Source organism: Streptomyces sp. NPDC032161, assembly GCF_040636995.1.
Lineage (GTDB): Bacteria > Actinomycetota > Actinomycetes > Streptomycetales > Streptomycetaceae > Streptomyces.
In genome coordinates this window covers 141,603-166,103 of the sequence record NZ_JBEZVN010000009.1, presented here as the reverse complement: position 1 = coordinate 166,103, position 24,501 = coordinate 141,603, and the positions used below count along the sequence as shown (strand labels likewise).

The window sequence follows — 24,501 nt, the reverse complement described above, 5'->3', positions numbered from 1 at the left end:
CCGTCGTGCGCGTCGTCTCCCTGGTGCCGTCGCTCACCGAGGCCGTCGCCGTCACCGCCCCCGGCCGGCTCGTCGGCGTCACCGACTGGTGCACCCACCCCGCCGGGCTGACCGCCGCCCGCGTCGGCGGCACCAAGAACCCCGACGTGGCCGCGATCGTCGCACTGCGGCCGGACCTCGTCCTGGCCAACGAGGAGGAGAACCGCGCCCCGGACCTCGCGGCGCTCCGGGACGCCGGTGTCGAGGTGCTCGTCACCGAGATCCGCACCCTCGACCAGGCGTTCGAGGAGCTGGAGCGGGTCCTGGCCGCCTGCGGCGCGCCCCGGCCGCGCTGGCTGGACGAGGCCGAGGCCGCCTGGGCCGCGCTGCCCCCGCCCCGGGCCCCGCGCCGTGCGGTCGTGCCCGTCTGGCGCAGGCCCTGGATGGTGCTGGGCCGCGACACCTTCGCCGGCGACCTGCTGTCCAGGCTCGGCGTGGACAACGTCTACGCGGGCCACGTCGAGCGCTACCCCCGGATTCCGCTCGACCGGCTGAACGCGGCCGACGCCGATCTGGTGGTCCTGCCCGACGAGCCGTACCGCTTCACGGCGGACGACGGGCCGGAGGCGTTCCCCGCGCTGCCCGCCGCACTCGTCGACGGGCGGTACCTCACGTGGTACGGGCCGTCGCTGGTGCGGGCGCCTGCGGAGCTGCGAGCAGCGCTCCGCTGAGCAGCCCGCGCAGCGTCCGCGCCCCGGCCACCGCCCATGCCGTCACCAGCAGCACGTACAGCGCGACGGCCAGCCAGGTGTACGCGTCGAGGCCGGTGTGCCGCGCCAGCCCCGCGGCACCCGTGACGCACGTGCCGACCGGGAAGGTGAAGCCCCACCACGTCATGGCGAAGGGCATGCCGTTGCGCATCGCGCGCACCACCAGGGCGGATGCCAGGGCCAGCCACATCAGCGCGAAACCCATCACCGGCACCCCGTAGAGCACGGCGAACGCCTCGAAGCCCGCGGCGTACGGCGCCGGGACCGTCCCCTCCGCCACATCGGCGAGCTGGCCGACCGCCGTCGTCGACTGGCCCAGCGGCCCGAGGACCAGGAACAGCGTGGGCGTCAGTGCGAGGGGCAGCGGACCCTGGTGGACCAGCCGGGCGAAGATCAGCGGCAGCATCACCAGCGTGGCCAGCAGGCTCAGCCCGAACATCGCGTAGCAGGCCAGCAGCGCCGCCTGGCGCCACTGACCGGCGGGCAGCTCGGGGATCAGCAGCGGGCCGAGCGCCGCGGAGACCATCGGGGCCACCACCGGCAGCAGCCACACCGGCGAGGCGGTGCCGGCCTCGATCCGGTGGCGCGCGACCATCAGGTACGGCACCGCGACCGCGGCCGCCAGCCCGATCACCGTTCCCGCCGTGTACAGCACGGCGTCCAGGGCCACGGCCGCCCCGTGTCCGACGACGTCCCGGCCGACCACCATCGTCGAGCCCCCGACGGCCAGCAGCGCCATCGAGAGACAGCCGTAGAACGGGGCGACGGCCGGGTCCAGCAGATGACGGCGGGCCTGGTCGCGATGGGCGGCCCAGTGCCCGGCGCGGGCCACGAGCACCACGGCCAGCATGACCGTCGCGAGCGCCCACACCAGCGTGCAGGCGCCCCGCAGCCCCGGAACGCTCACCGGCAGCGCGACCCCCGCGCTCGCCACGATCGAGGTGCCCATGACACTCGCGTACCAGTTGGGGCCGATGTGCCGCAGCCGGGGGAGGGGCGGGGCGTCCGGTCGAGGGGTGGCGGACCGTCCGGTCGGCTGTGGGGCGTCGGACTGCCGGGGCTGCGAAAAGATGGCCATGCCACGATTCTCGGAAGGGGCGCGGAATCCCACCAGGGACTCCGTTCCTATGAGGCCATAAGCTGGATTTATGGCCGATGGCACGCATGTTCCGCTCTCCCACCGGGTTCCCGACCTCGGCGCGCTGGAGCTGCTGCTCGCCGTCGCCCGGCACGGCAGCCTGGGGCGCGCGGCCCGCGAGGTCGGGGTCACCCAGCCCGCGGCCAGCAGCCGGATCCGGTCCATGGAGCGGCAGCTCGGCCTGGCCCTGCTGGACCGTTCACCGCGTGGTTCCCGGCTCACCGACGCGGGCGCGCTGGTCACCGACTGGGCGCGCAGGATCGTCGAGGCGGCCGAGGCGTTCGACGCCGGTACGCAGGCGCTGCGCGACCGCCGGGACTCCCGGCTGCGGATCGCCGCCTCCATGACCATCGCCGAGTACCTGCTGCCGGGCTGGCTGATGGCGCTGCGCGCCGAGCGGCCGGACACCGCGGTCTCGCTGCTCGCCGGGAACTCGGCGGCGGTCGCGGGGCGGCTGCTCGCCGGGGAGGCCGATCTCGGGTTCGTGGAGGGCCTGTCGGTGCCGGCGGGGCTCGACGGCACGGTCATCGCCCACGACCGCCTCGTCGTCGCGGTCGCCCCGTCCCACGCGTGGGCCCGCCGCCGCACCCCGCTGACCCCGCGCGAACTCGCCGCGACCCCCCTGGTGCTGCGGGAGCCGGGCTCGGGGACCCGCCAGGTCCTGGACGCGGCCCTGGCCGCGCACGGCGGGCTCGCCGTGCCCCTGCTCGAACTCTCCTCGACGACCGCGGTGAAGGGCGCGGCCCAGAGCGGGGCCGGTCCGTGCGTGCTCAGCGAACTGGCGGTGGGCGAGGAACTGTCCGCCCGGCGGCTGGTGAAGATCCCGATCGGCGGCATGCGGCTGCGGCGCCAGCTGCGCGCGGTGTGGCCCTCCGGTCATCGCCCCACGGGCCCGGCGCGCGATCTGCTGTCCCTGACGGCGCGGGACGCCCGGCCGCGGTGAAGGCGGGCGGGACCGGCCCGCGGAGCCGGTGGTGCGCCCCGCCCGCCGGTCAGTCGCCCGTGCGCCGCGGCGGGGCGAGGCCCTCCAGCGGCGCACGGGCCGCGACCGGGCGGGACGTCGAAGCCGCCGCCACCAGTGCCCGGGCCAGCCGCAGGTCCTCGCCCATCTCCGGATGCCACTGCACCCCGAGGACCCACGGCGACCCGGGCAGCTCGACCGCCTCGACCGTGCCGTCCGCCGCGTGCGCCGAGGCCACCAGGCCCGGGGCGAGCCGTCGTACGCACTGGTGGTGGTAGGTGGGGACGGCGCTCTCCTCCGGAACGATCGACGCGTAGAGCGTCCCCGCCACGGGGACGACCGGGTGCGAACCGAGGACCCCGGCCGCTCCCAGCGGTCCGCCGTGCCCGTCGAGGTGCTGGGTCAGGGTGCCGCCGAGCGTCACGTTGAGCAACTGCATGCCGCGACAGACGCCGAGCAGCGGGGTGCCGCGCTCCAGCGCGGCCCGGATCAGGGCCGTCTCCCAGACGTCGCGCTCCTCGGCGGGAGGGCCCGTCCTGAAGTCGCGCTCCGCGCCGTACAGGGCCGGTTCCACGTCCGCGCCGCCCGCGACGACGAGACCGTCCAGCCGGGCCACGGCGGCTGCGGCCCGGGCCGGGGCGTCCGGCGGGAGCAGCACGGCCAGGCCGCCCGAGCGCTGGATCATGCGCGGATAGGCGGCGGGCAGGAGCGCGGCGGGCAGTTCCCAGACGCCCCAGCGGGCCGCGGGCTCCAGGTAGGTGGAGACGCCGATGAGGGGTTCGGACACGGGACGGTCCCTCCGGTCGGCCGCCGCTGGGCGGGCGGCGGGCTCGGTTCCATCATGCCAATGGTGGCAGAGAATACCTTTGGGATCGGGCGGGAGCGCCACCCGGGCGACGCCGGTCCCGGCCCGGTGCCGACCGCTCGGGCCGGGAACCTCAAGGGCCCGGGCGGGGGCCTCGGCAACTCGCGCCGGGAGGCTCAGGCCAGGAAGCCGCGCAGCAGTGCGGCCGTACCGTCGCAGTGCTCGTGCGTCACCGCGCGCGCGGCCTCCGCGTCCCCGTCCAGGACCGCCTCGACGATGCTCGTGTGCTGGCGCTGGGAATGCTCCAGGTTCCGCACCAGCAGTGGTATGCAGTCCAGCAGGTCGTTCACCGTGGCCCGGACCGCCGCGTACTGCGCGGTCAGCGAGGGTGAGCCGGCGAGTTCGGCCAGGGTCAGATGGAAGAGGGTGTCGCGCCTGCGGTATTCGGGCAGAGGAGCCTCGTGCGTCGCCGCCAGAGCAGCCCGCAGCCGCTGCACGCCCGCGTCCGTCAGCCCCTGTCCGGCGCAGAGTCCGGCCGCCCCGGCCTCCAGCACCTCACGGAAGCGCAGCACGTCCTCCAGGTCGACCGACTCCACCTTGCGGCGCAGCTCCGCCTCGCCCGCCCCGGCGCGCCGGGGCACCACGAACGTGCCGCCGTACCGTCCCCGCCTGCTCTCCACCAGGCCCTGGTCGTGCAGCACCTTCAGCACCTCGCGCAGCGTGACCCGGCTGATCGCCAGCAGTTCGGCCAGTTCGCGCTCGGCCGGCAACCGCCCGCCGCCCGGCACCAGGCCCAGCCTGACCACCTGGAGGATCTGCTCCAGCGCCTCCTCGAAGCCGTTGCCCGCCCGGACCGGCCGGAGCACGGGCAGCAGACGGTCGGTGAACTCGTTTTCCTCGGCCACGCCCCGTGGTTCCCTTCACATTCAAAGGTTCTCTCCCATACCTTAGAGGGTCCGGCCGTGGGCGGCACGGGAGCAGGAGCGGGGCCGGGGTGCGTGCATCGCAGGGCGGAGGGCCGGGCCGACGCGGGGCACCGGCGATCGACGACGACGCCGCGGGACGCGTGCCCCGGTCCGCGGCACCGCGAAGCCCGCCGCCGGACCCTCTCACGCGTTCCGGCTGACCGAAGGAGGAGTGTCCCGTGGCAGACCCGACGGCACCGCTCGGCATCGAGGAGCTGCACGCCCTGGTCGCGAACGGCGAGATCGACACGGTCGTCCTGGCCTTTCCCGACATGCAGGGGCGGCTCCAGGGCAAGCGGTTCGCCGCCCGCCACTTCCTCGACGAGGTCGTGGAGCACGGCACCGAGGCCTGCGACTACCTGCTCGCCGTCGACACCGACATGAACACCGTCGACGGATTCGCGATGTCCTCCTGGGAGAACGGTTACGGCGACTTCGCCCTCCACGCCGACCTCACCACCCTGCGCCGGACCCCCTGGAACGAGGGCACGGCCCTGGTCGTCGCCGACCTCGCCCGGGCCGACGGCGCCCCGGTCGCCGCCGCGCCCCGCCACATCCTGGACCGCCAGCTGGAACGGCTCGCCGGGCACGGCTACACCGCCCACGTCGGCACCGAACTCGAGTTCATCGTCTTCCGGAACACCTACGAACAGGCATGGGACCGCAACTACCGCGACCTGACCCCGGCCAACCGGTACAACGTCGACTACTCGGTCCTCGGCACCGGCCGCGTCGAACCCCTGCTGCGCCGCATCCGCAACGAGATGGCCGCCGCGGGACTCACCGTCGAGTCCGCCAAGGGCGAGTGCAACCCCGGACAGCACGAGATCGTGTTCCGCTACGACGAGGCCCGGGTCACCTGCGACCAGCACGCCGTCTACAAGACCGGGGCGAAGGAGATCGCCGCCCAGGAGGGTGTGGCGCTCACCTTCATGGCGAAGTTCAACGAACGCGAGGGCAACTCCTGCCACATCCACCTCTCGCTCCGCTCCACCGACGAGCCCGGACACGGCGTCATGGCAGACGGGGACGGCGGCATGTCCCCGGTGATGCGCCGCTTCCTCGCCGGACAACTGGCCACCCTGCGCGAGTTCTCCCTCCTCTACGCACCGAACATCAACTCCTACAAGCGCTTCCAGCCCGGCTCCTTCGCCCCGACCGCCGTCGCCTGGGGCCACGACAACCGCACCTGCGCGCTCCGCGTCGTCGGCCACGGCCACTCGATGCGCTTCGAGAACCGGCTGCCCGGCGGCGACGTCAACCCGTACCTCGCCGTCGCCGCGATGGTCGCGGCGGGCATCCACGGCATCGACAAGGGCCTCGAACTCCCCGAACCGTGCGCGCGCAACGCCTACACCGCCGACTACGACCACGTGCCCACCACCCTGCGCGAGGCCGCCGGACTCTGGGAGCGCAGCGAGGTGGCCGCGGCCGCCTTCGGCGACGACGTCGTCGCGCACTACCGCAACATGGCCCGCGTCGAGCTCGAAGCCTTCGACGCCGCCGTGACCGACTGGGAGCTGCGCCGCTCCTTCGAACGTCTGTGAGGCATCCGTGACCCCGACCGACCGGCCCGAACGGCCGCTGGAACACCACGTACTCGACCCCGCGACCGAAGAACTCCTCGCCACCGTCCCGTCCACCACCGTCGCCGAGGTCGACGCGGCGGTCGAACGCGCGAGGGCGGCCCGGCGCGTCTGGGCCGCCCTCGCCCCCGCCGACCGCGCCCGCGGGCTGCGCCGGTTCGCCGCAGCCGTCGACGCCGAGGCCGAGGAACTGGCCCGTCTGGAGGTGCGGGAGGCGGGGCACACCCTCGCGGGCGCCCGCTGGGAGGCCGGCAACGTCCGTGACCTGCTCGACTACGCCGCCGGGGGAGTGGAACGGCTCACCGGACGGCAGATCCCGGTGCCCGGCGGAATCGACGTCACCCTCCTCGAACCCCTCGGCGTCGTCGGCGTGATCGCGCCGTGGAACTTCCCCATGCCGATCGCCGCCTGGGGGTTCGCCCCCGCCCTCGCCGCGGGTAACGCCGTCCTGCTCAAACCCGCCGAGACCACCCCGCTCACCGCCCTGCGCCTGGCCCGGATCGCCCTGGACGCGGGACTGCCCGAACACCTCCTCCAGGTGCTGCCCGGCGCGGGCGCCGTCACCGGCGACGCCCTGGTCGAGCACCCCGGCGTCGACAAGATCGTCTTCACCGGCTCCACCCGCACCGGCAGACGGATCATGGCCAGGTGCGCCGACCGCGTGAAGCGGCTCACCCTCGAACTCGGCGGCAAGAGCCCCAACATCGTCTTCGCCGACGCCGACATCGAGGCCGCCGCGGCAGCCGCCCCCATGGCGTTCCTGGACAACGCGGGCCAGGACTGCTGCGCCCGCACCCGCATCCTGGTCCAGCGGTCCGTCCACGACCGGTTCCTCGAACTCCTCGCCCCCGCGGTCGAGTCGGTCGTCGTGGGCGACCCGTCCGACGAACGCACCGACATGGGACCGCTGATCTCCCGGGAGCACCGCGACCGCGTGCGCGCCCTCGTGCCCGAGAATGCGGAGGCGATCCGGGGCAAGGCGCCCGAAGGCCCCGGCTTCTGGTTCCCGCCCACTGTCCTCACCGGCGTGGGCCCCGACGCGCCCGTCGCCACCGAGGAGGTCTTCGGACCGGTCGCCGTCGTCCTCCCCTTCGACGACGAGGCCGACGCCGTCCGGCTCGCCAACGCCACGGAGTACGGCCTCGCCGGCTCGATCTGGACCCGGGACGTGGGCCGCGCGCTGCGCGTCTCGCAGGGGGTCCGGGCCGGGAACCTCTCCGTCAACTCGCACGTGAGCGTCCGCTACTGGACCCCGTTCGGAGGCTTCGGCCGGTCCGGACTCGGCCGGGAACTCGGCCCCGACGCCCTCGCCGCCTTCACCGAGACCAAGAACGTCTTCATCAGCACGGAGGACTGAACCGACATGACCACCACCGACGCCGAGCACGTCTGCCGCCGCCTGACCGGCCGGACCGCCGTCATCACCGGGGCCGGCAGCGGCATCGGTCTCGCCACCGCCCGCCGCCTGGCGTCGGAGGGCGCCCACGTCGTCTGCGCCGACATCGACGAGGCCACGGGCAAGGCCGCGGCCGAGGAGGCCGGCGGCATCTTCGTACGCACCGACGTCACCGACCCCGAACAGGTCGAGGCGCTCTTCGCGGCCGCGTCCGACACCTACGGCTCCGTCGACATCGCCTTCAACAACGCGGGCATCTCCCCGCCCGAGGACGACTCCATCCTCACCACCGGCCTGGAGGCGTGGAAACGCGTCCAGGACGTCAACCTCACCTCCGTCTACCTCTGCTGCAAGGCCGCCCTGCCCTACATGCGGCGACAGCGCCGCGGCTCGATCATCAACACCGCGTCCTTCGTCGCGGTCATGGGAGCGGCCACCAGCCAGATCTCGTACACCGCGTCCAAGGGCGGCGTCCTCTCCCTGTCCCGCGAACTCGGCGTCCAGTTCGCCCGCGAGGGCATCCGGGTCAACGCGCTGTGCCCGGGACCGGTCGACACCCCGCTGCTCCGGGAGCTGTTCGCCGAGGACCCGGAGCGCGCGGCCCGCAGGCTCGTGCACGTCCCGGCCGGGCGGTTCGCCGACGCCACCGAGATCGCGGCGGCCGTCGCGTTCCTCGCCAGCGACGACGCCTCGTTCGTCAACGCCACCGACTTCCTCGTCGACGGAGGCATCTCCGCCGCCTACGTCACCCCGCTCTAGTGCCGCTCCCGGCAACGTCTGCCCCGTCGCGCCGCCCGGCACTTCCCCGAGCTCTCAGCTTCGTTCGAGCAGGGGAGACCCCATTCGAGGGCTTGTGGCCGCCTTGCGATCGCACGCACCGGACGACGCTCCTTCCGGGCAAACCTTGCCGGTCACGGCACTAGAACGACCGGAGGCGGGGGCCGTCCGGCCCCCGCCGCGCGACGCTCGCAGAACTCAGAGGAACGTACGGCCCTCGCCCCGGTACGTCGGCACCGTCGCCGTCACCCGGTCGCCCTCGACCAGCCGCAACACGTCGAAGCGCTCGCACAGTTCACCAGCCTTCGCGTGCCGGAACCACACCTTGTCGCCGATCAGCAGATCGTCGGCCGGTGAACCCAGCAGCGGCGTCTGCACCTCGCCCGGCCCCTCCTGGGGGTCGTAGCGCAGGCCCTCCGGCAGATACGGGACCGGCAGCCGGTCCGTCCCCGCGGGGCCGGACGCCGGGTAGCCTCCGCCGAGCACGGTCACCACCCCCACCCCCGGGCGGCGCACCACCGGCTGGGCGAACAACGCCGCCGGACGCGCCGTGAACGACGTGTAGTTGTCGAACAGCCGGGGCACGAACAGCCCCGACCCGGCCGCGATCTCCGTCACCGCCCGCTCCGCCGCCGTGTGCTGCACACTGCCGGTGCCGCCCCCGTTCACGAACTCCAGGTCCGGGGCGACCGCCCGCACGGCCCGCACCGACTCGGCCCGCCGCACGACCAGTTCCCTGCGGCTCGTGGCCTGCATCAGCCGGACCGCCCGCGAGCGCAGCGGATGCCCCGCGACCGCGTCCCCGACCCCGGCGATGTGACCCTCGTAGGCCATCAGACCCACCAACCGGAAGCCGGGCCTGCGCACCACCGAGCGCGCCAGCTCGGCCAGTCGGGCGGGCGTCCGAAGCGGCGAGCGGCGGGCGCCGACCCGCACCCGGCCGCCCAGCAGACGCAGCGAGGTGTCCAGTTCGAGACAGACCCGGATCTCCTCCCGGCCACCGGCCCGTGCCGCGTCGATCAGCTCCAGCTGCGCGTGGTCGTCCACCATCACCGTCACGGTCGCGGCGAGCTTCGGATCGGCGGCCAGCTCCGCGAAACCGGCCCGGTCGGCCGACGGATAGGCCAGCAGCACGTCGTCGAAACCGGCCCGCGCCAGCCACAGCGACTCGGCCAGCGTGAACGACATGATCCCGGCGAACCCGGGCCGGGCCAGCACCCGTTCCAACAGGGCCCGGCAGCGCACGGACTTGCTCGCGACCCGGATCGGTTTGCCGCCGGAACGGCGCACCAGGTCGTCGGCGTTGGCGTCGAACGCGTCCAGGTCGACGACGGCGAGCGGGGCGTCCAGGTCGGCGGTGGCCCGGTCGTAACGGGACCGGTCGGCGGCGCGGGCAGTCATGGCCGCAGCTTGCCAGACGTCCGTACCGCTGGGTAGGGGGATGATCCGCGCAGATCGCCCCGCCGCCCCGGCGTCCCGCTCCCAACCGGGCCCCGCCACCCCGTAGAGTGACGACACGCGGCGAACCAACGGGCCTGCCTGCGACGTCGATCCGCGCACGGTACGGAATGGGATCAGGGGGGCGGATGAGTACCGAGGCGCAGCGCCCTCCCGTTCCGCCCCGCCCGGCCGCGGCCCCGGCCCCCGTGCCCGCACCCGCCGCACCGCCCTCCCCGGTCCCGCCGCCCGCTGTGACGGCACCACCCGTACCGGCCCCGCCGGCCGCCGCGACGCCACCGGTCGGTGCCCCGCACCCGTACACGTACACGTACACGTACCGGCAGCCGTTCCCGGAGACCCCCGCCGAGACCACCACCCGGCTGCGCCCGGTACGGACCCGCCACCCCGCCCGCACCGCGGCCGCCGCGGTGTGTGTCGTGCTCGGGCTCGGACTGATCGGCGGCGCCGCCACCGGCGCCTGGCTGACCAGCACCTCCTCCGCCGACCCCGCCGCCCGCAGCCCCTACACCGTCGGGCGCTCCGCCTGGCACAGCGTCCCCGTGGACACCCTCTTCCCGCGCGTCCTCGACGGCCGGGGAGCGGGGCCCGGCGGCGCCGACCGGGTCTGGACCAGGCTCGCCGTGGCCCCGGACGGCGGCTGCGCGCCGGCCCTGGACCCGCTGCTGGCCCGGGCCCTGCGGCCGGTCGGCTGCGAACGGCTGCTGCGGGCCACGTACACCGACGCCACCACGAGCTCCGTCACCACGGTCGGGGTGATCTTCACCGAGGGGGACGCCCGGGCCATGACGGCGCTGCGCGACCGGTTCTCCGAACAGCACCTCGACCGCCGCGCCGACCTGATGCCCCGCACCTACCCCGTCGACGGCACGGTCGCCGCCGCGTTCGGCGACCGGCAACGCGCCGCCTGGTCCGTCCGCGTGTCGACCGGGATGCCCGTCGTCGTGTTCGCCGTCTCCGGGTTCGCCGACGGGCGCCCCGTCACCGACCCGCGCCCCGCGGACCGGGCCGCCGGCCCCGAGGCGAAGGGCACGGTCGCCGAGGCCGGGCTCGGCCACGAGGCCGGAGGCGTCGCCGACCGGATCGAGCGCGGTCTGCGCCGGACCGTCACCGACCTCACGGAGAAACCGCGATGAGCCGCCGCGCCCGCCACCACCGCCGCGCGCTGGGCGCGGTCTGCGCCGCCACCGCGTTCGCGCTGCTGCCCGCGGTCCCGGCCCGCGCCGACGCCATACGGGACCAGCAGTGGGGCCTGGAGGCGCTCCACACCGACCAGGCGTGGCGGACCACCAAGGGCCGGGGGATCACCGTCGCCGTCGTCGACACCGGGGTCGACGGCAGCCTCCCCGACCTGGACGGCCAGGTACTGCCCGGCAAGGACATGATCGGCTTCGGCGCCCGCCGCGGCGACCACGCCTGGGCGCGCCACGGCACGGCGATGGCGGGCATCATCGCGGGCCGCGGTCACGGGCCAGGTGGCGCCGACGGGGTGCTCGGCGTGGCGCCCGGGGCGAGGATCCTCCCGGTCCGGGTGATCCTCGAAGCCTCCGACCCGGCCCGCGCCAGGGCCCGGGAGTCCCGCGGCACGGCCCTCGCCGACGGCATCCGCTGGGCCGCCGACCACGGCGCCGACGTCATCAACCTCTCGCTCGGCGACGACAGCGAGTCGGCCCACCCGGAAGCGGGCGAGGACGCAGCGATCCAGTACGCGCTGGGGAAGGGGGCCGTCGTCGTCGCCTCCTCGGGCAACGGCGGCGAGAAGGGCGACCACGTCTCCTACCCCGCCGCCTACCCCGGGGTGATCGCCGTCGCGGCCGTCGACCGGTACGGCACCCACGCAGCCTTCTCCACCCGCCGCTGGTACACCACCGTCAGCGCGCCCGGGGTCGACATCGTCGTCCCCGCCCCCGACCGCCAGTACTACGTGGAGTGGGGCACCTCCGCCGCGGCCGCGTTCGTCTCCGGGGCGGTGGCACTGGTGCGCGCCGCGCATCCGGGACTGACCCCGGCCCAGATCAAGCGGCTGCTCATGGACACGGCCCGCAGCGGCTCCGGCTCCGGCCACGACGACGCCCGGGGGTACGGCATCGTGGACCCCGCCGCCGCGATCGAGGCGGGCTCCGCGCTCCGCCCCGCCGGTCTGCGGGCCGAGTCGGCCGAGGCCGGGTACCGCGAGCGGTACTTCGGACCGGGGCCCGCCCCCGAGCACCACGACACCCGGCCCACCGGCCGGCTCGCCCTCGCCGCCGGCGGCCTCGGGGCCGTCCTGCTGGCCCTGGCCGTGGTGCTGTGGCGCGGCCGGGCCGGAGCGCGGCGCCCGGTCTGATCCGGTACGCCGACGGGCATCCGGCACGGCGGCGGAGTGCACACCGACCTGCCGGAAGGGCGGGCGGGCGCAGGGACTACGCTCGCCCCGTGGAGCTGAAGAACATTCCGGACCCCGGTTACTCCGACGACGACGGCTCGGCCGACCCGGCACTCGCGGCGGCGCTCGCCGCCTGGGCCGAGGACCGGACGGCGGTCGGCCCGGTACTCGAAGCACTCCAGGGGACCCGGCTGCTGGTCCCCGTCGTCGCCGTGCTCGGCGAGGTGGAGGTGGACGAGAACGGGCTGCGGCGCGAGAAGACCAGCGACATGGCGGTCCCCACCCTCCTGGCCGGGGACCGCCGCGCCCTGCCCGCCTTCACCTCGACCGACTCGCTGGCCCTCTGGGACCCCGGAGCCCGCCCCGTCGCCGTCCCCCTGCACCAGGCCCTGCGCGCCGCCGCGCACGAGAAGGCGGACACCGTCGTCCTCGACCTCGCCGGACCGGTCGCGTTCGAACTGACCGGCTCCGCGCTGCTCGCCCTCGCCGAGGGCCGCACCAGCGCCGATCCGCTGGACGACCCCGCGGTCACCTCGGCGGTGCGCGACGCGGTCGCCGCCGAGCCGTCCGTGGTCCGCGCCCATCTCGGCCCCGGCCGGGCCGACGGCACCCTCGCCCTCGTCCTCGACGCCGGGACGGACCCCGCCGACGCGGCCCGCCGGGTCGCCGAGCGGCTGGCGGCCGACGAGGTCCTGCGCGCCCGTCTGGTGCGGGGCCTGGACCTGGCGGTGCTCCCGGCCGACGCGGCGGCACCGGGCGAGGCCCTGTTCACGCGCTGAGCCCCCGGAGCCCGTACGACAGACGTGAGCCCACCGCCCCCGGGGGCGGTGGGCTCACGTCTGCGCGGAAGAAGGAAGACCGGAAGGGAAGAAGGAGGGGCGGGTCAGCCGAAGATCGGACCGGTGTACTTCTCGCCGGGGCCGGTGCCGGGCTCGTCCGGCACGAGCGACGCCTCGCGGAAGGCGAGCTGGAGCGACTTCAGACCGTCACGCAGCGGAGCCGCGTGGAAGGAGCTGATCTCCGTCGTACTGGCGTCCAGCAGACCGGCCAGGGCGTGGACCAGCTTGCGGGCCTCGTCGAGGTCCTTGTGCTCGTCGCCGTCCTCGGTCAGGCCGAGCTTCACCGCGGCGGCGCTCATCAGATTGACCGCGACCGTCACGATCACCTCGACCGCGGGCACCTCCGCGATGTCGCGGGCCATCTCGTCGAAGCCGGGGGAATCGTTCACGGGGGTCGCGTCACTCATGCGCCATACGATAGGCGCACGGGAACACCGTGCCGTGGGCGGGAGTGCCGGGAGACACCGGGTTAGCGCACGCCCTGCGGAACTGCTAACCTTGTGTAACGACCGGCTGGGCGACTATGTGCCCGGCCCACAAGTGGAGGCTCCGATCTCCCACCTGGCTGCCCCTCGGGGCGGCGGGTCACCGGTCAGGCGGTGCCCATCGTTCCGTACGGACGATGGATCCGCCCGATGCGCCCCGCGGCAGACCGCGGCGGTGTTCCGGTTTTCCAGGAGCCCCGCCTGTGTCCCGTCGGGGCATTTTTCTTGGCCTTGTGCGGTTGGTCTGAAACGAAACAGACGTTACGCGGCTGTCCGCCAGGCGGTCGCGTGGTGCTACCGAGGAGGATCCATCAGCGCCGAGCCCCGCATCAACGACCGGATTCGCGTTCCCGAGGTGCGACTTGTCGGTCCCAGCGGCGAGCAGGTCGGGATTGTTCCGCTTGCCAAGGCCCTGGAACTCGCGCAGGAGTACGACCTCGACCTGGTCGAGGTGGCGGCGACCGCCCGTCCGCCCGTGTGCAAGCTCATGGACTACGGGAAGTTCAAGTACGAGTCGGCCATGAAGGCCCGTGAGGCGCGCAAGAACCAGGCGCACACGGTCATCAAGGAGATGAAGCTCCGGCCGAAGATCGACCCGCACGACTACGACACCAAGAAGGGTCATGTCGTCCGGTTCCTCAAGCAGGGCGACAAGGTCAAGATCACGATCATGTTCCGTGGTCGTGAGCAGTCCCGCCCCGAGCTGGGCTTCCGACTGCTCCAGCGTCTGGCTTCGGACGTGGAGGACCTCGGTTTCATCGAGTCCAACCCGAAGCAGGACGGCCGGAACATGATCATGGTTCTTGGCCCGCACAAGAAGAAGACCGAAGCCATGGCCGAGGCCCGCGAGGCCCAGGCCGCCCGCAAGGCGGAGCGCCAGGGTTCCGGCTCCGGCGCCGGTGCCGAGGGCGGGAACGCCCAGGCTTCGGGAGAGACACCTTCCGAGGCGTGATCCCAGGGGGCCGCCATCCAGGCGGCCCCGGGTCACCCCGGAAATCCCACCAAGAACTGACGCCCCTGCTGTCCGGTGCCCGCACCGAGAGGGGCGCCACTGACGAGGAGAGAACGGCGCGATGCCGAAGAACAAGACGCACAGCGGTGCCAGCAAGCGTTTCAAGATCACCGGCTCCGGCAAGGTGCTCCGCGAGCGCGCCGGCAAGCGCCACCTTCTTGAGCACAAGTCGTCCAAGAAGACCCGCTCGCTGACCGGCACGGTCGTGCTGGCCCCGGCCGACGCCAAGAAGGTCAAGAAGCTTCTCGGCAAGTGAGTCCGTCGCCCCGGGTGATCCCGCGGGCGCGACCTCGACTGAGACCGGGACCCATTCGTTTTCGGGTCGTGTGAGTCCAACCACGGCCCCGCTGCAAGGAGTTGACAAGTGGCACGCGTCAAGCGCGCAGTAAACGCCCACAAGAAGCGCCGGGCGATCCTGGAGCAGGCCAGCGGTTACCGCGGCCAGCGCTCGCGGCTGTACCGCAAGGCGAAGGAGCAGGTCACCCACTCCCTCGTCTACAACTACAACGACCGCAAGAAGCGCAAGGGCGACTTCCGCCAGCTGTGGATCCAGCGCATCAACGCCGCTGCTCGTCAGAACGGCATGACGTACAACCGCCTCATCCAGGGTCTGAAGGCCGCCAACATCGAGGTGGACCGCAAGATGCTGGCCGAGCTCGCGGTCAACGACGCCAACGCGTTCGCCGCCCTCGTCGAGGTCGCCCAGAAGGCCCTTCCGAGCGACGTCAACGCCCCGAAGGCCGCCGCCTGATCCAGGCCGCACCTTCCGTTCGCTGAGCCGGACCCGCAGGCGCTCGCCGTCTGCGGGTCCGGTGCGTTGCACCCCTGTTCCGTTCCGTACGTCCGTCACCTCCGTACGCAGAGAGGCTCGCCGCCGACCATGGGCACCCCCGAACTGATCTCCCCGCGATCCCCGCGCGTCACCGCCGCCCGGCGGCTGGCCAAGCGCAACTTCCGCGGCAAGGAGCGCAGGTTCATCGCCGAGGGCCCGCAGGCCGTGCGCGAGGCAGCCGGACACCGCGGCGCCGACGGCGAACCGACGCTGATCGAGCTCTTCGCCACGGTCGAGGCCGCCGAGCGGTACGCCGACATCGTCGACGCCGCCCACGCGGCCGGCGCCCGGGTGCACCTCGCGGACTCCGGTGTCCTCGCCGACGTGTCGCAGACCGTCACCCCGCAGGGCCTGATCGGCGTCTGCCGCTTCCTCGACTCCCCGTTCGACGCCATCCTCGCCGCGCGGCCGAAACTGGTCGCCGTGCTCGCCCACGTACGCGACCCCGGCAACGCCGGCACGGTGCTGCGCTGCGCCGACGCCGCGGGCGCCGACGCCGTCGTGCTCACGGACGCCTCGGTGGACCTCTACAACCCCAAGTCCGTCCGGGCCTCGGTCGGTTCGCTCTTCCACCTGCCGGTCGCGGTCGGCGTCCCGGTCGAGCAGGCCGTACAGGGGCTGAGGGAGGCGGGCGTACGCATCCTCGCCGCCGACGGCGCGGGCGACGACGACCTCGACGACGAACTCGACGCCGGGACCATGGGCGGGCCGACCGCCTGGGTCTTCGGCAACGAGGCGTGGGGGCTGCCGGAGGAGACCAGGGCGCTGGCCGACGCCGTCGTACGGGTGCCGATCCACGGCAAGGCGGAGAGCCTCAATCTGGCGACCGCGGCGGCCGTCTGCCTGTACGCCTCCGCGCGGGCCCAGCGGTCCCGCTCCTGAGCCGGCTCCCGGACCGGGACGGGGCCCGCGACGGCGCCGTGGCCGTGTCCCGCCGGACGGCGCCCGGCGCACGGCGGGCGTACGCCCCCGCAGGGTGTCGCACCGTCACCGACGACTAGTAGGGTGACGGGCCCGGGGGCCCACTGCACCGGTCGGCATCGCGAGAGGTGGGATAAGGGATATGGGCGTCGGCATGAACAGGCCGCGCGGGACACGCACCGCCGCCGTGCACGCCTGCGACGAACCCGACGCAGCGGACGGGCCGCCCGACGACCGGAGCCCCGCACCCGATCCCCGCCCGGACGCCGACGCCCCCGGGGATCCCCACCGGGGCATCGACCCCGACGAGCTGCCCGACGGCCTGGTCGTCGCCGACGCGTCCGGCCGGATCGTCCGCTACAACGCCGCGGCGGCCCGCATCACCGCCGTGCCCCGGGCCGCGGCCCTCGGCCGCCTCCTGGAGCAGGCGCTGCCGCTGGAGGACCTCAAGGGCCACCGCTGGTGGGCCCTGACCGATCCGTACGGCGGGCTGGCCACCCGCACCGGCCAGCCCGAGCGCCACCTGCTGCTGCCGGGCGGCCGCGAGGTCCTGGTCTCCGCACGGTACGTGCGCGAGCGCCCGACCGGGCCCGTGCGCCGCGTGGTGGTCTCCCTGCGCGGCACCGAGGCCCGCCGCCGCAACGAGCGCAGCCACGCCGAACTGATCGCGACCGTCGCTCACGAACTGCGCTCCCCGCTGACCTCCGTCAAGGGGTTCACCGCGACGCTCCTCGCCAAGTGGGAACGGTTCACCGACGACCAGAAGCGGCTGATGCTGGAGACCGTCGACGCCGACGCGGGCCGCGTCACCCGGCTCATCGCCGAACTCCTCGACATCTCCCGGATCGACTCCGGCCGGCTGGAGCTGCGCCGGCAGCCGGTGGACCTCTCCGCCGCCGTCGAGCGCCACGTCCAGGCCCTCACCGCCAAGGGCCAGGACCCCGACCGCTTCCTCGTCCGCACCTGCCAGCCGGTGCCCGCGGTCTGGGCCGACCCGGACAAGGTCGACCAGGTGCTCGGCAACCTCCTGGAAAACGCGGTGCGCCACGGCGAGGGAACCGTCACCATCGAAGTCGCACCCGCACCGGCGGACGACGAGAAGGGAACGGCTGTCACCGTGAGCGACGAAGGCCCCGGCATCCCCGAGGAATCGATGTCCCGCGTCTTCACCCGCTTCTGGCGGGGCAGCAAGCGCGGCGGCACCGGCCTGGGCCTCTACATCGTCAAGGGCATCGTCCAGGCGCACGGCGGGACGATCACGGTCGGCCGCGGCCCCGGCGGCGGCGCCGAATTCCGGTTCGTCCTGCCCGTGAGCGCTCCCGCCTACCTCGGATAGCGGCGTCCGGGCCGCGGACGACGGTGTTCGCGCGGCGACCGGACGGGCCGGGGCGGGGTGCCGGGAGGCCGCCCGCGGACCCTGCACACGTCCGGAGCCCTTTAGACTCGTCCTTTGGCACCTTTGCGTCCTCCGGCCGTCGGGCGGGGCCGCCGGGGTCCGGGGCGTCCCCGGTTCAGAGCAGTACCAGCCAATCGGAAGCACGGGAAGAGATGTCGGCACCGAACAAGTCGTACGACCCAGTCGAGGTCGAGGCACTGAAACCGGAAGAGATCGAGCGCATGCGGGACGAGGCGTTCGCCGCCTTCGCCGCCGCCGGTGACCTCGACGCGCTCGCCCGGGCGAAGACCGCGCACACCGGCGGCACCTCGCCGCTGGCGCTCGCCAACCGGGAGATCGGCGCGCTGCCGCCCCAGGCCAAGGCCGAGGCGGGCAAGCGCGTGGGCCAGGCCCGCGGCGCGGTGAACAAGGCCCTCGCCGCCCGTCAGGCGGAGCTGGAGGCCGAGCGGGACGCCCGCGTGCTGGTCGAGGAGGCGGTGGACGTCACGCTGCCGTACGACCGTGTCCCGGCCGGCGCCCGCCACCCGCTGACCACCCTCATGGAGCGCGTCGCGGACGTCTTCGTGGCCATGGGCTACGAGATCGCCGAGGGCCCCGAGGCCGAGGCGGAGTGGTTCAACTTCGACGCGCTGAACTTCGTGCCCGACCACCCGGCCCGGCAGATGCAGGACACCTTCTTCGTCCGCGGCGCCGACGGCGCCGACACCGACGAGTCCGGGGTCGTGCTGCGCACCCACACCTCGCCGGTCCAGGCCCGCACCCTGCTCGACCGCGAGCCTCCCGTCTACGTCGTCTGCCCCGGTCGCGTCTACCGCACCGACGAGCTCGACGCCACGCACACCCCGGTCTTCCACCAGATCGAGCTGCTGGCCGTCGACGAGGGCCTCACCATGGCCGACCTCAAGGGCACCCTCGACCACATGGTCCAGGCGCTCTTCGGCGCGGACATGAAGACCCGGCTGCGGCCGAACTTCTTCCCGTTCACCGAGCCGTCCGCCGAGATGGACATGGTCTGCTACGTCTGCCGCGGCGCGTCCGTCGGCAACCCGGACCGCCCCTGCCGCACCTGCGGCAGCGAGGGCTGGATCGAGCTCGGCGGCTGCGGCATGGTCAACCCCAGGGTGCTCATCGCCTGCGGCGTCGACCCCCAGAAGTACAGCGGATTCGCCTTCGGGTTCGGCATCGAACGGATGCTGATGTTCCGCCACAACGTCGAAGACATGCGAGACATGGTCGAGGGTGACGTCCGTTTCACCCGGCCGTTCGGGATGGAGATCTGATGCGTGTCCCGCTTTCCTGGCTGCGGGAGTACGTCGACCTGCCGGCGACGGAGACCGGCCGTGACGTACAGGCCGAGCTCGTCGCCGTCGGCCTGGAGGTCGAGACCGTCGAGCAGATCGGCGCCGGCCTCAAGGGTCCCCTGGTCGTCGGACAGGTCCTGACCATCGAGGAGCTGGAGGGCTTCAAGAAGCCCATCCGCTTCTGCACCGTCGACGTCGGCGACGCCAACGGCACCGGCGAGCCGCAGGAGATCGTCTGCGGAGCCCGCAACTTCTCCGTCGGCGACAAGGTCGTCGTGGTCCTCCCGGGCGCCGTCCTGCCCGGCGACTTCGCGATCTCCGCGCGCAAGACGTACGGCCGGACCTCGCACGGCATGATCTGCTCCGCCGACGAGCTCGGCATGGGCGACGACGGCACGCACGGCATCATCGTGCTGCCGCCGGAGCACGAGGTCGGCACCGACGCCATCGAGCTGCTCCAGCTCGTCGACGAGGTCCTGGACATCGCCGTCACGCCCGACCGCGGCTACTGCCTGTCCATGCGCGGCGTCGCCCGCGAGACCGCCATCGCGTACGGCCTGCCGCTGCGCGACCCGGCGCTCCTGGACGTGCCCGCGCCGAACGCGTTCGGCCACCCGGTGAAGGTCGCCGACCCGGTCGGCTGCGACCGGTTCACCGCGCGGACCGTCGTCGGCCTCCAGCCCGAGGCGCGCTCCCCGATCTGGATGCAGCGCCGGCTGCAGAAGGCCGGGATGCGCCCGATCTCGCTCGCCGTCGACATCACCAACTACGTGATGCTGGAGCTCGGCCAGCCGCTGCACGCCTACGACCGCACGCGTCTCGACGGGCCGATCGGGGTGCGCCGCGCCCAGCAGGGCGAGAAGCTCACCACCCTCGACGGCACGGTCCGCATCCTGGACGCCGAGGACCTGGTCATCACCGACGACCGGGGCCCGATCGGCCTCGCGGGCGTCATGGGCGGTGCCAACACCGAGATCGCGGACGCCCAGGACGGCACCCACGGCACCACCGAGGTCGTCATCGAGGCGGCGCACTTCGACGCGATCTCGATCGCCCGTACCGCGCGCCGCCACAAGCTGTCCTCCGAGGCGTCCAGGCGCTTCGAGCGCGGCACCGACCCGCAGGCCGCGGCCGCCGCCGCGCAGCGCACCGTCGACCTGCTGGTGCTGCTCGCGGGTGGTACGGCCGAGGCCGGGGTCACCGAGGTCTGCGCCCCGTCCGCGCCCCGCACCATCGCGATGCCCGCGTCCCACCCCGACCGGGTGGCCGGGGTGGAGTACGGCCGTGAGACCGTCGTGCGCCGCCTCCAGGAGGTCGGCTGCGACGTCTACGGGCAGGACGAGCTGATCATCACCGTGCCGTCCTGGCGCCCCGACCTCAGCGAGCCGAACGACCTCGCCGAGGAGGTCATCCGGCTGGAGGGCTACGAGAACCTCCCGTCCACGCTCCCGACGCCCCCGTCCGGGCGCGGGCTCACCGACCGCCAGCGGCTGCACCGCCGGATCGGCCGGGCGCTCGCCGGGGCCGGGTACGTCGAGGCGCTGAACTACCCGTTCGTCGGCGGCGCCGTGTTCGACCAGCTCGGGCTCGACGCCGACGACGCCCGTCGCCGCACGGTCGACCTCGTCAACCCGCTGTCCGACGAGGAACCCTCCCTGCGCACCACGCTGCTGCCGGGGCTGCTCGGCGCGCTGCGGCGCAACGACGGCCGGGGCGGTCACGACCTGGCGCTGTTCGAGACCGGGCTCGTCTTCAGGCCCGCCGACGGCGCTGCGAAGGCCGTCCGGCTGTCCGTCGACCGCCGTCCCGGCGACGAGGAGATCGCCGCGCTCGACGCCGCGCTGCCGCACCAGCCCCGCCACGCCGCGGTCGTCCTCGCGGGCGCCCGCGAGCAGGCCGGCTGGTGGGGCGCGGGCCGCCCGGCGGACTGGGCCGACGCCGTCGAGGCCGCCCGCACGGTCGCCCGGGAGGCGGGTGTCGAGGCGACTGTCCGAGGCGCCCAGCACGCGCCGTGGCATCCGGGCCGGTGCGCCGCGCTGTACGTGACGGTGAACGGGGAGGAGACCCTCCTCGGGCACGCCGGCGAGCTGCACCCGCGCGTCGTCAAGGCGTTCCACCTGCCGGAGCGCACCTGCGCCATGGAGATCGAGCTGGACGTCCTGGAGCGGGCCGTCGACGGACCGGTCCGGGCGCCCGGCATCTCCGCCTTCCCGGTGGCGACCCAGGACGTCGCGCTGGTCGTCGCGGAGAACGTCCCGGCGGCCGACGTGGAGCGGGCGCTGCGCGAGGGCGCGGGCGAACTCCTCGAATCGCTGCGGCTGTTCGACGTCTTCACCGGCGACCAGATCGGCGCGGGCCGCAAGTCCCTGGCGTACGCGCTGCGCTTCCGCGCCGCGGACCGCACGCTGACCGTCGACGAGGCCACGGCCGCCCGTGACGCCGCGGTGGCGCTGGCCGCCGAGCGGACGGGCGCGGTGCTGAGGGGCGCCTAACGGCGCACCGCGCATCGCGCGGCAGGGGACGAAGGGGCGTGTCCGGGCTTCGGACACGCCCCTTCGTGCCCGCCGGAAGAGGCGTTCGCGGGTGCGGTCCGACCCCTCCGGCGCCCTCGCGGGGGCGGCCCGGGACGGCGCGGGAACGCGAACGGGGCCGGACCGGGCGCACCGGTCCGGCCCCGAAACAGGCGCGGTCGGGGATCAGGAGTACACGTAGAAGCCCGAACCGGTCTTGCGGCCGAGCCGCCCCGCGTCCACCATGCGCTGGAGCAGCGGGGGAGCGGCGTACAACGGCTCCTTGAACTCCGCGTACATCGAGTCGGCGACCGATGCCACGGTGTCCAGCCCGATCAGGTCGGAGAGCTTGAGCGGCCCCATGGGGTGGGCGCAGCCGAGCTCCATGCCGTTGTCGATGTCCTCGCGGCTGGCGATCCCCGACTCGAACATCCGGATCGCGGAGAGCAGGTACGGGATCAGCAGCGCGTTGACGACGAAGCCGGACCGGTCCTGGGCGCGGATCGGGTGCTTGCCGAGGACGTCCTGCACCAGGGCCTCCGCGCGGTTCACCGTCTCGTCGGACGTCGTCAGCGCGGGGATCAGCTCGACGAGCTTCTGCACCGGTGCCGGGTTGAAGAAGTGGATGCCGATGACCTGGTCGGGGCGGGAGGTCGCCACGGCCAGCTTCACCAGCGGGATGGAGGAGGTGTTCGAGGCCAGGATCGCGTCCGGCCGGGTCACCACCTGGTCGAGCACCTGGAAGATCTCGGTCTTGACCTGCTCGTTCTCCACGACGGCCTCGATGACGAGATCGCGGTCGGCGAACTCTCCGAGGTCGGTCGTGAAGCTCAGCCGGGCGAGTGTCTCGTCCCGTTCCTCCGGGGTGATCTTGCCGCGGTCGGCGGCCTTCGAGAGGGAGTTGTGGAGCCTGGTGCGGCCGATCTCCAGCGCCTCGCCGGTGGTCTCGGCCACCTTGACCTCAAGACCGCTGCGGGCGCACACCTCCGCGATGCCCGCGCCCATCTGGCCACAGCCCACCACTCCGACGCGTGAAATATCGGCCATAGAGTCCGTCACCTCGTGCCTTTCGCTGATCTCCGAGTCGCAGGTTCCCGTGTGAGTCCGGTGCCCGCCCCGACCCCCCGACGTTACTCCGCCGCCTACGGGTGATCGCGGGCCGGGGCGGGCATGCTCTGCCGTACGCCCGCACACGGAGGCGACGGACACCGGCGCGGACCGACGGCGACGGCGGTGCCGGCGACGGTGGTCACGACGAGGGAGAGAGACGGCAGGTGCGAGACGAGATGCGGCAGATGGCCCGAAGAGGCTTTGTGACGGGAGCGGCCGGAGCGATGGGCGGGGCCGTCCTGGCGGGTGACGCCGTCGCGGCTCCCGCCCGGCAGGGTTCCGCCTCCCGGACGGTCGACGGCCCCGGGCGGGAGGGCGCGTCGCCGCACGGCGGCGGCCACCGGACCGCGCGGCGCGAACTGCGCGGTGTGTGGGTCGCCACCGTCGCCAACCTCGACTGGCCGTCGAAGCCCGGTCTGACGGCCGCCGCGCAGCGCGCGGAGCTGATCGACCACCTGGACGAGGCCGTCGACCGGCGACTGAACGCCGTGATGCTCCAGGTCCGGCCGACCGCCGATGCCCTGTGGCCCTCGCCGTACGAGCCGTGGGCCCAGTACCTCACCGGCGTCCAGGGCAAGGACCCCGGCTGGGACCCGCTGGGCACCGCCGTGCACGAGGCCCACGACCGGGGGCTGGAGCTGCACGCCTGGTTCAACCCGTACCGGGTCGCCAACCACACCGACCCGTCCCGGCTGGCCGCCGCCCACCCCGCCAGGCGGCACCCCGACTGGGTCCTGCCGTACGGCGGGAAGCTCTACTACGACCCGGGCCTCCCCGAGGTCCGCCGCTTCGTCCAGGACGCGATGCTGGACGCGGTGCGCCGCTACGACATCGACGCCGTGCACTGGGACGACTACTTCTACCCGTATCCGGTGGCCGGGCAGGAGTTCGCCGACGACGCCGCGTACGCGAAGTACGGTGCGGGGTTCCCCGACCGGGCCGCCTGGCGGCGCGACAACACCGACCGGCTGGTGCGCGAGACCGGCGAGCGGATCAAGAGGATCAAGAAGAACGTCCGGTTCGGCATCAGCCCGTTCGCGGTCTGGCGCAATGCCGCGACCGATCCGCGCGGCTCCGCCACGAAGGCGGGCGTGCAGACCTACGACGACCTGTACGCCGACACCCGCGGCTGGATCAAGAAGGGCTGGATCGACTACATCTGCCCGCAGGTCTACTGGAACCTCGGGTTCGCCGCCGCCGACTACGCCGAACTGGTGCCCTGGTGGAACGAGGTCGTGCGGGGCACGGGCGTCGATCTGTACATCGGCGAGGCGCTGTACAAGGCCGGTGATCCCGCCCAGCCGGCCGCCTGGCAGGATCCGGCCGAACTCTCCCGCCACCTCGACTTCGCCGCCGCCTGCGACCAGGTGCGCGGCCATGTCTACTTCTCGGGCAAGGACGTGGTCGAGGACCGGATCGGCGCGATGACGCGCGTGGTGGACGACCACTACCGCAACCGGGTGCGCCCGCCCCGCTGAGGGAGTGGCGGAGCGGACGCTGTGACGGGGCGGGCGGCCGGGAGGAATCCGGTCGCCCGCCGGTGCCCGGGCGCGACGAGCGCCGCCGCGGAGGCCGCTACGGGCTCTCCGGTGTCCGCTTCCTGTCGGCGGTGTGCTGTACGACGCTGTCGGGACCGGGCGAAATCACGTGCTCGTGCCCGTCCTCGGACCGGACGCGGTACGGGGGAGTGCCTCCAGGGCCGAGCACTTCGAGGATCTCTGCGACCTTGTCGCGCTGCCCCACGGTCCTGCCGTGCGTCAGCAGCCGGTCGCCCGCGTGTGCCTCCATCGGGAGTGACCTCCTCACGGGTGGCGGTCCTTGTCGACAAGTCTATGACCGAAAAGCGACTTCGCCCGGTGGGGAAGCGGGGTCGCGGGCCGGACGCCGGGGCCGGG

The 24,501-nt window shown here is 73.6% G+C and carries 23 protein-coding genes; 16 read left to right on the top strand and 7 right to left on the bottom strand.

The features are described 5' to 3' along the window. The first annotated feature begins 5 nt into the window (after positions 1-5). On the top strand, positions 6-710 hold the full coding sequence (locus AB0E67_RS19900) for a helical backbone metal receptor (protein ID WP_362028298.1): 705 nt from the start codon (positions 6-8) through the stop codon (positions 708-710). Here the strand turns inward: AB0E67_RS19900 and AB0E67_RS19895 are convergent. Beyond that, positions 649-1,827: a TDT family transporter gene (locus AB0E67_RS19895; protein ID WP_362028295.1), complete on the bottom strand. Its 1,179-nt coding sequence runs from the start codon at positions 1,825-1,827 to the stop codon at positions 649-651. The genes AB0E67_RS19900 and AB0E67_RS19895 overlap by 62 nt on opposite strands. A gap of 70 nt (positions 1,828-1,897) precedes the next feature. Between AB0E67_RS19895 and AB0E67_RS19890 the strand changes: the two genes are divergently transcribed. Next, the gene (locus AB0E67_RS19890; protein WP_362028292.1) at positions 1,898-2,830 is read left to right on the top strand and encodes a LysR family transcriptional regulator; all 933 of its coding nucleotides are present in this window, start codon (positions 1,898-1,900) and stop codon (positions 2,828-2,830) included. 49 nt (positions 2,831-2,879) lie between these two features. On the opposite strand, the gene AB0E67_RS19885 is transcribed toward AB0E67_RS19890, so the two are convergent. Further along, positions 2,880-3,635, bottom strand: a complete 756-nt coding sequence (locus AB0E67_RS19885; protein ID WP_362028289.1) for a gamma-glutamyl-gamma-aminobutyrate hydrolase family protein — start codon at positions 3,633-3,635, stop codon at positions 2,880-2,882. Between the two features lie 194 nt (positions 3,636-3,829). After that, positions 3,830-4,558 carry an FCD domain-containing protein gene (locus AB0E67_RS19880; protein WP_362028286.1) on the bottom strand — a complete coding sequence of 243 codons (729 nt, stop codon included), beginning with the start codon at positions 4,556-4,558 and terminating at the stop codon, positions 3,830-3,832. 239 nt (positions 4,559-4,797) lie between these two features. Here AB0E67_RS19880 and AB0E67_RS19875 point away from each other — a divergent pair, with 239 nt between their 5' ends. From AB0E67_RS19875 to AB0E67_RS19865, 3 genes are read left to right on the top strand one after another with little or no spacing between them, the layout of a single operon-like run. Continuing rightward, a complete protein-coding gene (locus tag AB0E67_RS19875; RefSeq protein ID WP_362028283.1) occupies positions 4,798-6,165 on the top strand; it encodes a glutamine synthetase family protein in 1,368 nt (455 codons plus the stop codon). 7 nt (positions 6,166-6,172) lie between these two features. After that, entirely contained in the window at positions 6,173-7,561 is a 1,389-nt protein-coding gene (locus tag AB0E67_RS19870; protein WP_362028281.1) for an aldehyde dehydrogenase family protein, read from the top strand. Positions 7,562-7,567: 6 nt separating this feature from the next. Further along, on the top strand, positions 7,568-8,359 hold the full coding sequence (locus tag AB0E67_RS19865; RefSeq protein WP_362028279.1) for a 3-oxoacyl-ACP reductase: 792 nt from the start codon (positions 7,568-7,570) through the stop codon (positions 8,357-8,359). Positions 8,360-8,575: 216 nt separating this feature from the next. On the opposite strand, the gene AB0E67_RS19860 is transcribed toward AB0E67_RS19865, so the two are convergent. Continuing rightward, positions 8,576-9,778 (bottom strand): amino acid deaminase/aldolase, encoded by a 1,203-nt coding sequence (locus tag AB0E67_RS19860; RefSeq protein ID WP_362028276.1) that lies wholly within the window; start codon positions 9,776-9,778, stop codon positions 8,576-8,578. Positions 9,779-9,963: 185 nt separating this feature from the next. On the opposite strand from AB0E67_RS19860, the gene AB0E67_RS19855 reads away from it, so the two are divergent. The 3 genes from AB0E67_RS19855 to AB0E67_RS19845 all read left to right on the top strand — a co-directional run bounded on the left by AB0E67_RS19855 (position 9,964) and on the right by AB0E67_RS19845 (position 12,979). Next, the gene (locus tag AB0E67_RS19855) at positions 9,964-10,971 is read left to right on the top strand and encodes a hypothetical protein (protein ID WP_362028273.1); all 1,008 of its coding nucleotides are present in this window, start codon (positions 9,964-9,966) and stop codon (positions 10,969-10,971) included. Continuing rightward, positions 10,968-12,161 carry a type VII secretion-associated serine protease mycosin gene (mycP, locus tag AB0E67_RS19850; RefSeq protein ID WP_362028270.1) on the top strand — a complete coding sequence of 398 codons (1,194 nt, stop codon included), beginning with the start codon at positions 10,968-10,970 and terminating at the stop codon, positions 12,159-12,161. The genes AB0E67_RS19855 and mycP overlap by 4 nt, the downstream gene beginning before the upstream one ends. A gap of 89 nt (positions 12,162-12,250) precedes the next feature. Next, a complete protein-coding gene (locus tag AB0E67_RS19845) occupies positions 12,251-12,979 on the top strand; it encodes an SseB family protein (protein WP_362028268.1) in 729 nt (242 codons plus the stop codon). Positions 12,980-13,083: 104 nt separating this feature from the next. On the opposite strand, the gene AB0E67_RS19840 is transcribed toward AB0E67_RS19845, so the two are convergent. After that, positions 13,084-13,446 (bottom strand): DUF1844 domain-containing protein, encoded by a 363-nt coding sequence (locus AB0E67_RS19840; protein WP_073787788.1) that lies wholly within the window; start codon positions 13,444-13,446, stop codon positions 13,084-13,086. A gap of 322 nt (positions 13,447-13,768) precedes the next feature. On the opposite strand from AB0E67_RS19840, the gene infC reads away from it, so the two are divergent. From infC to pheT, 7 genes are all read left to right on the top strand, one after another. Then, positions 13,769-14,476 (top strand): translation initiation factor IF-3, encoded by a 708-nt coding sequence (gene infC / locus AB0E67_RS19835; RefSeq protein ID WP_362028382.1) that lies wholly within the window; start codon positions 13,769-13,771, stop codon positions 14,474-14,476. 121 nt (positions 14,477-14,597) lie between these two features. Then, positions 14,598-14,792, top strand: a complete 195-nt coding sequence (gene rpmI / locus AB0E67_RS19830; RefSeq protein WP_351523667.1) for a 50S ribosomal protein L35 — start codon at positions 14,598-14,600, stop codon at positions 14,790-14,792. 108 nt (positions 14,793-14,900) lie between these two features. Next, a complete protein-coding gene (gene rplT / locus AB0E67_RS19825; RefSeq protein ID WP_073787782.1) occupies positions 14,901-15,287 on the top strand; it encodes a 50S ribosomal protein L20 in 387 nt (128 codons plus the stop codon). 129 nt (positions 15,288-15,416) lie between these two features. Then, a complete protein-coding gene (locus tag AB0E67_RS19820) occupies positions 15,417-16,250 on the top strand; it encodes an RNA methyltransferase (RefSeq protein WP_351523666.1) in 834 nt (277 codons plus the stop codon). A gap of 181 nt (positions 16,251-16,431) precedes the next feature. Beyond that, positions 16,432-17,625 (top strand): ATP-binding protein, encoded by a 1,194-nt coding sequence (locus AB0E67_RS19815; RefSeq protein WP_362028264.1) that lies wholly within the window; start codon positions 16,432-16,434, stop codon positions 17,623-17,625. 212 nt (positions 17,626-17,837) lie between these two features. Then, the gene (gene pheS / locus AB0E67_RS19810) at positions 17,838-18,965 is read left to right on the top strand and encodes a phenylalanine--tRNA ligase subunit alpha (protein WP_351522151.1); all 1,128 of its coding nucleotides are present in this window, start codon (positions 17,838-17,840) and stop codon (positions 18,963-18,965) included. Continuing rightward, on the top strand, positions 18,965-21,478 hold the full coding sequence (gene pheT, locus AB0E67_RS19805) for a phenylalanine--tRNA ligase subunit beta (RefSeq protein ID WP_362028261.1): 2,514 nt from the start codon (positions 18,965-18,967) through the stop codon (positions 21,476-21,478). The genes pheS and pheT overlap by 1 nt, the downstream gene beginning before the upstream one ends. 204 nt (positions 21,479-21,682) lie before the next feature. Here pheT and AB0E67_RS19800 read toward each other — a convergent pair whose 3' ends face one another. Beyond that, positions 21,683-22,543 (bottom strand): 3-hydroxybutyryl-CoA dehydrogenase, encoded by an 861-nt coding sequence (locus AB0E67_RS19800; protein WP_362028258.1) that lies wholly within the window; start codon positions 22,541-22,543, stop codon positions 21,683-21,685. Between the two features lie 239 nt (positions 22,544-22,782). On the opposite strand from AB0E67_RS19800, the gene AB0E67_RS19795 reads away from it, so the two are divergent. Continuing rightward, positions 22,783-24,084, top strand: coding sequence for a family 10 glycosylhydrolase (locus AB0E67_RS19795; protein ID WP_362028379.1), 1,302 nt, complete (start codon positions 22,783-22,785; stop codon positions 24,082-24,084). A 97-nt stretch (positions 24,085-24,181) separates the two neighbouring features. On the opposite strand, the gene AB0E67_RS19790 is transcribed toward AB0E67_RS19795, so the two are convergent. Then, positions 24,182-24,394 carry a DUF1918 domain-containing protein gene (locus tag AB0E67_RS19790; RefSeq protein ID WP_362028256.1) on the bottom strand — a complete coding sequence of 71 codons (213 nt, stop codon included), beginning with the start codon at positions 24,392-24,394 and terminating at the stop codon, positions 24,182-24,184. Between the last annotated feature and the right edge of the window lie 107 nt (positions 24,395-24,501).

Coding starts and splice junctions, on each gene's coding strand:
- AB0E67_RS19840 (WP_073787788.1), bottom strand. CDS start 13,446: ATGAGTGACGCGACCCCCGTGAACGATTCCCCCGGCTTCGACGAGATG.
- AB0E67_RS19860 (WP_362028276.1), bottom strand. CDS start 9,778: ATGACTGCCCGCGCCGCCGACCGGTCCCGTTACGACCGGGCCACCGCC.
- AB0E67_RS19855 (WP_362028273.1), top strand. CDS start 9,964: ATGAGTACCGAGGCGCAGCGCCCTCCCGTTCCGCCCCGCCCGGCCGCG.
- mycP (WP_362028270.1), top strand. CDS start 10,968: ATGAGCCGCCGCGCCCGCCACCACCGCCGCGCGCTGGGCGCGGTCTGC.
- AB0E67_RS19800 (WP_362028258.1), bottom strand. CDS start 22,543: ATGGCCGATATTTCACGCGTCGGAGTGGTGGGCTGTGGCCAGATGGGC.
- AB0E67_RS19790 (WP_362028256.1), bottom strand. CDS start 24,394: ATGGAGGCACACGCGGGCGACCGGCTGCTGACGCACGGCAGGACCGTG.
- AB0E67_RS19890 (WP_362028292.1), top strand. CDS start 1,898: ATGGCCGATGGCACGCATGTTCCGCTCTCCCACCGGGTTCCCGACCTC.
- AB0E67_RS19820 (WP_351523666.1), top strand. CDS start 15,417: ATGGGCACCCCCGAACTGATCTCCCCGCGATCCCCGCGCGTCACCGCC.
- AB0E67_RS19815 (WP_362028264.1), top strand. CDS start 16,432: ATGGGCGTCGGCATGAACAGGCCGCGCGGGACACGCACCGCCGCCGTG.
- rpmI (WP_351523667.1), top strand. CDS start 14,598: ATGCCGAAGAACAAGACGCACAGCGGTGCCAGCAAGCGTTTCAAGATC.
- AB0E67_RS19895 (WP_362028295.1), bottom strand. CDS start 1,827: ATGGCCATCTTTTCGCAGCCCCGGCAGTCCGACGCCCCACAGCCGACC.
- AB0E67_RS19795 (WP_362028379.1), top strand. CDS start 22,783: ATGCGGCAGATGGCCCGAAGAGGCTTTGTGACGGGAGCGGCCGGAGCG.
- pheS (WP_351522151.1), top strand. CDS start 17,838: ATGTCGGCACCGAACAAGTCGTACGACCCAGTCGAGGTCGAGGCACTG.
- AB0E67_RS19865 (WP_362028279.1), top strand. CDS start 7,568: ATGACCACCACCGACGCCGAGCACGTCTGCCGCCGCCTGACCGGCCGG.
- pheT (WP_362028261.1), top strand. CDS start 18,965: ATGCGTGTCCCGCTTTCCTGGCTGCGGGAGTACGTCGACCTGCCGGCG.